This is a genomic window from Streptomyces sp. AcH 505, from assembly GCF_000818175.1.
Classification (GTDB): Bacteria; Actinomycetota; Actinomycetes; order Streptomycetales; family Streptomycetaceae; genus Streptomyces.
Genome location: NZ_JTIY01000002.1, coordinates 36784 through 46617, shown reverse-complemented (window position 1 = coordinate 46617; position 9834 = coordinate 36784). Strand labels below are relative to the sequence as shown.

The 9834-nt window shown below is 71.5% G+C and carries 8 protein-coding genes; 4 read left to right on the top strand and 4 right to left on the bottom strand.

The genetic code is table 11. The features are described from left to right. Positions 1-226 precede the first annotated feature (226 nt). The gene (locus HY68_RS30290) at positions 227-931 is read left to right on the top strand and encodes a TVP38/TMEM64 family protein (RefSeq protein WP_041997836.1); all 705 of its coding nucleotides are present in this window, start codon (positions 227-229) and stop codon (positions 929-931) included. An 8-nt stretch (positions 932-939) separates the two neighbouring features. On the opposite strand, the gene HY68_RS30285 is transcribed toward HY68_RS30290, so the two are convergent. The 4 genes from HY68_RS30285 to HY68_RS30270 are packed head-to-tail and all read right to left on the bottom strand — an operon-like array spanning position 940 to position 7159. Then, a complete protein-coding gene (locus HY68_RS30285) occupies positions 940-2007 on the bottom strand; it encodes an enoyl-CoA hydratase/isomerase family protein (protein WP_041997834.1) in 1068 nt (355 codons plus the stop codon). A gap of 55 nt (positions 2008-2062) precedes the next feature. After that, a complete protein-coding gene (gene meaB, locus HY68_RS30280; protein ID WP_041997832.1) occupies positions 2063-3076 on the bottom strand; it encodes a methylmalonyl Co-A mutase-associated GTPase MeaB in 1014 nt (337 codons plus the stop codon). A gap of 4 nt (positions 3077-3080) precedes the next feature. Continuing rightward, positions 3081-5282 carry a methylmalonyl-CoA mutase gene (gene scpA, locus HY68_RS30275; protein ID WP_041997830.1) on the bottom strand — a complete coding sequence of 734 codons (2202 nt, stop codon included), beginning with the start codon at positions 5280-5282 and terminating at the stop codon, positions 3081-3083. Beyond that, positions 5282-7159, bottom strand: coding sequence for a methylmalonyl-CoA mutase family protein (locus HY68_RS30270; RefSeq protein ID WP_041997828.1), 1878 nt, complete (start codon positions 7157-7159; stop codon positions 5282-5284). The genes scpA and HY68_RS30270 overlap by 1 nt, the downstream gene beginning before the upstream one ends. 196 nt (positions 7160-7355) lie before the next feature. On the opposite strand from HY68_RS30270, the gene HY68_RS30265 reads away from it, so the two are divergent. From HY68_RS30265 to HY68_RS30260, 3 genes are all read left to right on the top strand, one after another. Then, a complete protein-coding gene (locus HY68_RS30265; RefSeq protein WP_041997827.1) occupies positions 7356-8228 on the top strand; it encodes an undecaprenyl-diphosphate phosphatase in 873 nt (290 codons plus the stop codon). 95 nt (positions 8229-8323) lie between these two features. Beyond that, a complete protein-coding gene (locus HY68_RS44250; RefSeq protein ID WP_198533452.1) occupies positions 8324-8494 on the top strand; it encodes a hypothetical protein in 171 nt (56 codons plus the stop codon). A gap of 220 nt (positions 8495-8714) precedes the next feature. Then, positions 8715-9834: Re/Si-specific NAD(P)(+) transhydrogenase subunit alpha (locus tag HY68_RS30260; protein WP_041997825.1), on the top strand; the 1120-nt coding region annotated here is incomplete at its 3' end.

The following is a 9834-nucleotide window of genomic DNA, read 5'->3' as shown; positions in this document are numbered from 1 at the left end:
GGGGCCGCCGCATAGGCCGCCCAGGCCGCGAGGAACGCGGCAGCCTTCGGCGCGGCCGCTGCTGCGGACCGTGCGTCGAGGAAGGCGTACCGGAACATGTCACTGATCATCGCGCACCCGCGGTGCGGCGTCGAACGGTTTTTCAGCGGCCGTTGTCCGCCGGTGTGCCGGGGTCGCGGTCGTCACATTACGGCGATCACACCGGCGAGTCGGTTAGTCTCCACTGATGCTCGACACCGGTCCCCGGCCGTCTTCCGGCCTCGTTGTCCGCTGTTCCAGGGTGCTGCTCTCGCCCTGGTCCCGATTCTCGATGCTCGTGGTGGTGCTGGGCTGCGCGGCCGCGGCCGTGCTGCTGTACGAGCCACAGAGATTCCTGTCGGCCGGCTGGCCGCCCCACGTGGGCGGTGGCGCGGCCGTGGTGCTGTTCGCCGTCGCGTACGGGCTGTGCGCGGTCGCGTTCGTGCCGCGGCCGCTGCTGAACCTCGCGGCCGGGGCGCTCTTCGGCACGCAACTCGGGCTGCCGGCCGCTCTGGTGGGTACGGTGCTGGGCGCCGGGATCGCCTTCGGGCTCGGCAGGTTCCTCGGCCAGAGCGCGCTGCGCCCGCTGGTGAGGGGCCGTTGGCTGACGGCCGCCGACGGGCAGCTCAGCCGGCACGGCTTCCGTTCGATGCTGGCGATCCGGCTGTTCCCGGGCGTGCCGTTCGCCGCGGCCAACTACTGCGCCGCCGTGTCGCGGATGGGCTGGGTGCCGTTCCTGCTGGCGACGGGGCTCGGTTCGATTCCGAACACGGCCGCCTATGTGGTCGCGGGCAGCCGGGCGGCCTCGCCGATGTCGCCGACCTTTCTGGCGGCGATGGGCTTCATCGTGCTGTCCGGTCTCGGGGCCGCCGTGGTGGCCTGGCGCAAGCGCCACCGTCTCGGCGGCAGTTGATCCGTCCGTCAGCTCCGGTCGGCGGCGCCGAGCGCGCCGCCGGGCGGTGTGGCGGAGAACCGCGCCACGTCCGCCTCGGTGACGCCCGCCAGGTCGGCGGGTGACCAGTGCGGGGTGCGGTCCTTGTCGATGACCTGGGCGCGGATCCCCTCGACGAGGTCGTGGGTGGCCAGCGCGGCGCAGGACGCCCGGTACTCCTGGTCCAGAACCTCTTCCAGGGTGGCGAGGCGGCGGGCGGTGCGCAGTCCGGCCAGCGTGGCCTTGAGCGCGGTGGGCGAGCGGGTCAGGACGGTCGCGGCGGCCTCCTTCGCCGCCGGGTCACCGTGGTCGAGGAGCCGGCCGACGATCTCCTCGACGGTGTCGGCCGAGTAACACGCGTCGATCCAGGGCCGGCCGTCCGCCAGGTCACCCTCGGGCGCCGGCTGCTCGTAGGGCCGTACGGCCGCCCGCAGGTCGCCGGTCGTGGTGGCGGCGAAGGCGGTGTGCAGCTCGGGCAGCAGTTCCGACGGGACGAAGTGGTCGGCGAGGCCGCACAGTACGGCGTCGGCGGCGCGCACCACCCGTCCGGTGAGGGCGAGATGGGTGCCCAGCTCGCCGGGCGCCCGGGACAGCAGATAGGTGCCGCCCACGTCGGGGACGAGGCCGATGCCGGTCTCCGGCATGGCGACGGCGGAGCGTTCGGTGACGATCCGCACGCTGCCGTGCGCCGAGACACCGACCCCGCCGCCCATCACGATGCCGTCCATGATCGCGGCGTACGGCTTGGGGTAGCGGGCGATCCGGGAGTTGAGCAGGTACTCGTCGCGCCAGAAGCCGGGGGATTCGGCGCCGCCGGTGCGGGCGTCCTCGTACACGGCCCGGACGTCGCCGCCCGCGCACAGCCCGCGCTCGCCGGCGCCGGTGATGACGACGGCCGCGACGTCCTCGTCGTGTTCCCACCGCGCCAGGGCGGCGTCGATGATCCGCACCATGGGGCGGGTCAGCGCGTTGAGTGCCCGGGGACGGTTCAGGGTGAGCTGGGCCAGCCGTCCTGTCCGGCCGGTCAGCACCGGTTCCTCGGGTCCTTCGGCTGCCATGCCGCCACCGTTCCGTTCGCTGTTCGGACGCGTCGTTCCCGTATCCGGTCAGACTCTAAGTGGTGTCCGGCCGGCGGTCCTCGCCGGGCAGGGCCAGCGCCTCGATGATCCGCTCGGCCGCGAGGGTCGCCGTCAGCGTGCCGTCCCGTACCCGCTGTTCCAGTCCGGGCGTGAGTGCCCGTACGCCAGGGTCGTCCCGCAGCCGGTCCAGCAGATGGTCCCGGACCATGGCCCAGGTCCAGTCGACCTGCTGGTCGCGCCGTTTGCGCGCCAGCCGGCCCTCGGACGCCAGGACGGCGCGGTGCTGCTCCAGCCGCTCCCAGACCGTGTCGAGGCCCGTGCCCTCGCGGGCGCTGCAACTGAGCACCGGCGGTGTCCAGGCGGCGTCCACGGGGGTCATCAGCCGCAGCGCGCCCGCCAGTTCACGGGCGGCCGAGCGGGCGTCGCGCTCGTGGGGGCCGTCGGCCTTGTTGACGGCGATGACGTCCGCCAGCTCCAGCACCCCCTTCTTGATGCCCTGGAGCTGGTCGCCGGTGCGGGCGAGGCTGAGCAGCAGGAAGGAGTCCACCATGTTGGCGACGGCCGTCTCCGACTGGCCGACCCCGACGGTCTCGACGAGCACCACGTCGTACCCGGCCGCCTCCATCACGACGATGGTCTCGCGGGTCGCCTTCGCGACGCCGCCGAGCGTGCCGGCCGTCGGCGACGGCCGTACGAAGGCGTGCGGGTCGACGGCCAGCCGCTCCATCCGGGTCTTGTCCCCCAGGATGGAGCCGCCGGTCCTGCTGGACGACGGGTCGACGGCGAGCACGGCGACCCGGTGGCCGAGTCCGGTGAGCAGGGTGCCGAGCGCGTCGATGAAAGTCGACTTGCCGACACCGGGCACGCCGCTGATCCCGATGCGCCGGGCGTTTCCCGCGTGCGGCAGCAGCTGGGTCAGCAGCTGCTGGGCCAGCGCCCGGTGGTCGGGCCTGGTCGACTCGACCAGCGTGACCGCGCGTGCGATGTGGGAGCGCGAACCGTCGAGGACACCCTTGGCGTAGCTGTCGATGTCGATCGGTCGGGGCATCAGCTCACCGCTCGTGGCCGAGCGAGGCCGCGAGCGCCGTCAGCAGGTCGGCCGCCGCGTCCGGGATCACCGTGCCGGGCGGGAAGACGGCGGCGGCGCCGGCCCTGTGCAGCTCCTCGATGTCCTGCGGAGGGATCACCCCGCCGACGACGATCATGATGTCCTCGCGCCCCTCGGCCGCCAGCTCCTCGCGCAGCGCCGGGACGAGCGTGAGGTGTCCCGCGGCGAGCGACGACACCCCGACGATGTGCACGTCGGCCTCGACGGCCTGCCGTGCCACCTCGCCCGGCGTCTGGAACAGCGCGCCGACGTCGACGTCGAAGCCGAGGTCGGCGAAGGCCGTCGCGATGACCTTCTGGCCGCGGTCGTGGCCGTCCTGGCCCATCTTGGCTACCAGGATGCGCGGCCTGCGCCCCTCGGCGCGCTCGAACTCCTCGACGGCGGCGCGGGTGCGCTCGACGGCGGGGGACGTTCCTGCCTCGTTGCGGTACACACCGGAGATCGTACGGATCTGGCCCGCGTGCCGGCCGTACACCTTCTCCAGCGCGTCCGAGATCTCGCCGACGGTCGCCTTGGCGCGTGCCGCGTCGACGGCGAGCGCCAGCAGATTGCCTTCGAGTCCCGGCCCGGGGCCCGCCTCGGCCGCAGCGGTGAGCGCGCGCAGCGCGTCCTGGCAGCCGTTCTCGTCCCGCTCCGCGCGCAGCCTGCGCAGTTTCTCGATCTGCTGGTCGCGCACGGACGAGTTGTCGACCTTGAGCACGTCGATCTTCTCGTCGGTCTCCACCCGGTACTTGTTCACACCGATGACGGGCTGGCGTCCGGAGTCGATCCGCGCCTGCGTCCTGGCGGCGGCCTCCTCGACCCGGAGCTTGGGGATGCCGGCGTCGATGGCCTTCGCCATGCCGCCGGCCTCCTCGACCTCCTCGATGTGCTGCCAGGCGCGCCGGGCGAGGTCGTACGTCAGCTTCTCGACGTACGCGCTGCCGCCCCACGGGTCGGTGACCCGGGTGGTGCCGGACTCCTGCTGGAGCAGCAGCTGGGTGTTGCGGGCGATCCTGGCGGAGAAGTCGGTGGGCAGGGCCAGCGCCTCGTCGAGGGCGTTGGTGTGCAGGGACTGGGTGTGGCCCTGGGTGGCCGCCATGGCCTCGACGCAGGTGCGGGTGACGTTGTTGAAGACGTCCTGCGCGGTGAGCGACCAGCCGGAGGTCTGTGAATGGGTGCGCAGCGAGAGCGACTTGGCGTTCTGCGGGTCGAACTTCTTGACGAGCTTGGCCCACAGCAGCCGGGCCGCGCGCAGTTTGGCGATCTCCATGAAGAAGTTCATGCCGATGGCCCAGAAGAACGACAGCCGGGGCGCGAAGGCGTCCACGCCGAGCCCGGCGCCGAGCCCGGCGCGCAGGTACTCGACCCCGTCCGCGAGGGTGTAGGCCAGCTCCAGGTCGGCCGTCGCACCGGCTTCCTGGATGTGGTAGCCGGAGATGGAGATGGAGTTGTAGCGCGGCATCTTCTGCGAGGTGTAGCTGAAGATGTCGGAGATGATCCGCATCGAGGGCGTCGGCGGGTAGATGTAGGTGTTGCGGACCATGAACTCTTTGAGGATGTCGTTCTGGATGGTCCCCGCCAGCTTCTCCGGCGGTACGCCCTGTTCCTCGGCCGCGACGATGTACAGGGCCAGTACGGGCAGTACGGCGCCGTTCATCGTCATCGACACGCTCATCTTGTCGAGCGGGATGCCGTCGAAGAGCTGGCGCATGTCGTAGATCGAGTCGATCGCGACGCCCGCCATGCCGACGTCGCCGGTGACCCTCGGGTGGTCGCTGTCGTAGCCCCGGTGGGTCGGCAGGTCGAAGGCGACCGACAGGCCCTTCTGGCCCGCCGCGAGGTTGCGCCGGTAGAAGGCGTTCGACTCCTCGGCGGTGGAGAACCCGGCGTACTGCCTGATCGTCCAGGGCTGGTTGACGTACATCGTGGGGTAGGGCCCGCGCAGGTACGGCGCGATCCCCGGGTAGGTGGCGAGGAAGTCGAGCCCGGCCGTGTCCGCCGCCGTGTACAGCGGTTTGACGGCGATGCCCTCGGGGGTCTCCCAGTACAGGTCGGCGTCCGACCTGCCGGTGGCCTCCTTGACCGCGGCACGCCACTGGTCGTCGGTGACGGCGCCGGGTGCCCCGTCGCCGAGTCCGATCTCGGAGAAGTCCGGGATCCGCATCACGCCACTCCCATCCGGTCGAGCAGGGCGGTCAGGACGGCGACGGCGTCGCCACCCGCGACGACGAACTCGTCGATCCCGGCCCGTTCATAGGTCTCACGCTGTTCGCCGGGCCGCCCGGCGAGCAGCACCCGGTCGGCGCCTGCCGCCTTCAGCGCCTCGGCGACGGGGACGGCCTGCTCCGCGTAGAGCGCGTCGCTGGAGCAGACGCAGGCGACGGTGGCGCCGCTGCGGGCGAAGGCGTCGCCCACGGTGGCCGCGTCCACCGTCACCGGGTCGTGCACGGGTTCGATGCCGCCTGCCCGGAAGAGGCTCCCCGCGAATCCGGCGCGCGCCGTGTGGGCGGCGGCGGGTCCGAGGGCGGCCAGGAAGGCGCGCGGGCGGGCGCCGGTGGCGGCGAGGTGCGCGTCGGAGCGGGCCCGCAGGGCCTCGAACGCCTCGTCGCGCCGTACGGTCGGCAGCCCGCCGCCGGGAGGTACGGGCGCGGGGTCGCGGACCACCGCGACCTCGGTCAGCTGGGGGAACTCACTGACTCCCGTGACGGGTTCGCGGCGCTTGGCCAGCCGCTGCGAGCGCTCCCGCCAGGTGTCGGCGATCCGTTCGCCGATCAGCCCGGAGCGCAGCGCGGCCCGCTGGCCCCCGGCGCGTTCGATCTCCTGGAACCACGCCCAGGCCGCCTTGGCCAGGTCGTCGGTGAGCCGCTCCACGTACCAGGAGCCGCCGGCCGGGTCGACGACCCGGCCGAGGTGTGACTCCTCCAGCAGGATGGTGGAGGTGTTACGGGCGATCCGGCGCGCGAAGGCGTCGGAGAGGCCGAACTCCTGGTCGAACGGCAGTACGGTCACCGAGTCGGCGCCGCCGAGTCCCGCCGCCAGTGCGGCGACGGTGGTGCGCAGCATGTTCACCCACGGGTCGCGGCGCGTCATCATCACCCGCGAGGTCACGGCGTGCTGCCGCTGCGCCGCAGAGTCCCTGCCCGCGCCACTGACCTCGGCCACCCGGGCCCACAGCCGGCGCGCGGCACGGAACTTGGCGATCGTCAGGAACTGGTCGGCGCCGGCCGCGTAGCGGAACTCCAGCTGCCCGCAGGCCGCTTCGACGCTCAGCCCCGCCTCGGTCAGGTCGCGCAGCCAGCCGACACCTGTCGCCAGTGAACAGCCCAGCTCCTGGGCGTCCGAGCCGCCCGCCTCGTGGTACGGCAGCGCGTCCACGACGACGGCCCGCAGGCCCGGGTACTCCTGGTGGCACAGCTCGGCGAGGCGCGCCGCCTCTTCGGTGTGCCCGGCCGTCTCCTGTCCGGTGCGGGCGAGTTGGCCGACCGGGTCGGCGCCGAGGTTGCCGCTGGCCGCGGTGCGCGGTACGCCGCGCTGCTCGTACAGCTTCAGCAACTCCCGCGCGGCCGGGCCGAATTCGTCGCCCGCTTCGAGGGCGATCGGCGCCAGGTCCAGATAGACACCGTCAAGTGCCGTCGCCAGGGCGGAGACCGGCGCGCCGCCGGCTCCGACGGCGAGCCAGAGCGAGGTGACCCCGTTCTCCAGATCGGCCAGCACGGCCTCGTTGAGCTGTACGGGGTCGGGCCGGCCGTGCCGCTGTCTGAGGTCCCAGCCGGAGACAGCGCCGCCTTCGGGGCGGGCGCCCCTGGTGAAGGGGGCGAAGCCGGGGAACCCGCCGTCGGCGGCGACGTCGGCAGCGGTGTAGAGAGGACGGGTGGTGATCCCGTCCTGCAGGGCGGTGGAAAGGGCTGCCTCGGCCGCAGGACCCGACACGTCCCGACCCGATTTGCGCAGGACCCCTGCTACCAGGTCCTGCCACTGTTCATGGGTCGCGTCAGGGAACTCGGCTGCCAGCGAAAGCCCGTCATCAGGCAGGACCGTCATGCGTCGATGCTAGGGCAGCGAGGTCGGGCCGCAGCAGTGTGCATCGCCACAAACATCCCTCGACTTCCGATGGCCCTTTCATGTTTAACCGCAGATCCGGTACCTCCCGGCCGGGCGGCTGATCGCAGACGCTAGGCTGCCCACTCGGCCTGTTCGCGCATCGACCGTGATTACTTCCTGGGCGGCTCTGTACTCCATGTCTTGGTTCGAATCCTTCATCCTCGGGCTTGTCCAGGGGCTGACCGAGTTCCTGCCCATCTCGTCCAGCGCGCATCTGCGGCTGACCGCCGCGTTCGCCGGCTGGCACGACCCGGGGGCCGCCTTCACCGCGATCACCCAGATCGGTACGGAGGCGGCGGTCCTGATCTACTTCCGCAAGGACATCGCCCGGATCGTCTCCGCCTGGTTCCGCTCGCTCGGCAACAAGGCGATGCGCGCCGATCACGACGCGCAGATGGGCTGGCTCGTCATTGTCGGCTCGATCCCGATCGGTGTGCTGGGCGTGACGTTCAAGGACCAGATCGAGGGTCCGTTCCGCGATCTGCGGCTGATCGCCGTGACGCTGATCGTGATGGGTGTCGTCCTCGGCGTGGCGGACCGGCTCGCCGCCCGCGACGAGAGCGGCGGCAAGCACCGCGCGGTCAAGCAGCGCAAGGGGCTGCAGGACCTGGGCGTCAAGGACGGGCTGATCTTCGGCTTCTGCCAGGCCATGGCCCTGGTCCCCGGTGTCTCCCGGTCGGGCGCCACCATCAGCGGCGGACTGCTGATGGGCTACACCCGCGAGTCGGCCGCGCGCTACTCGTTCCTGCTCGCCGTCCCCGCGGTCCTGGCCTCGGGTGTGTTCGAGCTGAAGGACGCGGGCGAGGGACATGTGGCCTGGGGACCGACGATCTTCGCCACGATCATCGCGTTCGTTGTCGGATATGTCGTTATTGCGTGGTTCATGAAGTTCATTACATCCAAGAGCTTCATGCCGTTCGTGATCTATCGGATCCTGCTCGGCATCGCGCTGTTCTTCCTGGTCAGCACCGACACGCTGAGCCCGCACGCGGGCGAGTCGGCCGCCTAGTAACCCATATTCCCGGCTTTTCAAACCCCGAGTGTGAGCAAGGCCGCTAACGAAATGGTCACGTGGCGGCGGCCTCTGCCCATAGGGTTTGTCGTATGTCCTCTCCTTCCGCTTCCGTTCCTTCGGCCTCCGACGCTGTCGTGGCCAACGAACGGATCCGCGCGCTCGTGGACGCGGCCGACGGGACGTGGCCGGCCGAGGCATACGAGGTCCTGTTGCTGGAATGGGCAGCCGCCCTCCACAACGGGGTCGACGAAGCCGCCTGATCCACGCCGCCCGACCCGCGCGCCGCTTTCCACGCGCACCACACGCCCCTGCGGGCCGTCTGTCCTTACGACAGGCGGCCCGCACTTCGTTGTCCCGGGCGCCCGCGGCTCGCGCACAGGGCACCCCGGTTCGACCGGGCGAACATCCTTTACCGCATGCTGGCTCCGATCGGGACACGCATCACATCGGCACCATGAGACCGGTAGAGGAGACCTCCGTATGGCATCGCGCATCGGAGTGGTGAAGGAATCATCGCCCGGCGAATCCCGGGTGTCGGCGACACCCACCACGGTTCGGCAGTTGTTGTCGCTCGGTTACGCGGTCGCCGTGGAAGCAGGCGCCGGGGAGCGGTCGAGCTTCACCGACGAGGCGTACGAGGAAGCCGGCGCCGCCGTCGTACCCGCAGGTGAGGCATGGGGCAGCGACATCGTCCTGAAGGTCAACGCGCCGAACCCGGACGAGATCGGCCGGCTGCGCGACGGGGCCGTGCTGGTCGGCCTGCTGGCACCGGCCCTCGATCCGCAGCTCGTCGAGACGCTGGCGCTGCGCCCGATCACCGCCCTGGCCATGGACGCGGTACCGCGTATCTCCCGCGCCCAGTCGCTCGACGTGCTCAGCTCGATGGCCAACATCGCCGGCTACCGCGCGGTGATCGAGGCGGCGCATGTCTTCGGGCGGTTCTTCACCGGTCAGGTCACGGCCGCGGGCAAGGTGCCGCCGGCCAAGGTGCTGGTGGCGGGCGCGGGCGTGGCGGGGCTGGCCGCGATCGGCGCCGCCGGCAGCCTCGGCGCGATCGTCCGCGCGACGGACCCCCGGCCCGAGGTGGCCGACCAGGTCAGATCCCTGGGCGGCGAATTCCTCGCCGTGGAGGTCGCCGAGCAGCAGCAGAGCACCGACGGCTACGCCAGGGCGACCTCCGAGGACTACGACCGGCGTGCGGCGGAGATCTACGCCGAGCAGGCCGCCGACGTCGACATCGTCATCACCACCGCCCTGATCCCGGGCCGGCCCGCGCCGCGGCTGCTGACCGAGCGGGACATCGCGAGCATGCGGCCCGGCAGTGTCGTCGTCGACATGGCGGCGGCGCAGGGCGGCAACGTGGCGGGTTCTGTGGCGGGCGAGGCAGTGGTCACCGACAACGGTGTGACGATCATCGGGTACACGGATCTCGCCGGCCGGCTGCCCGCGCAGGCTTCGCAGCTCTACGGCACCAACCTGGTCAACCTGCTGAAACTGCTGACCCCCGGCAAGGACGGCGAGGTCGTCCTCGACTTCGACGACGTCGTGCAGCGCGCGGTGACCGTCGTACGCGACGGTACGAAGACGTGGCCGCCACCGC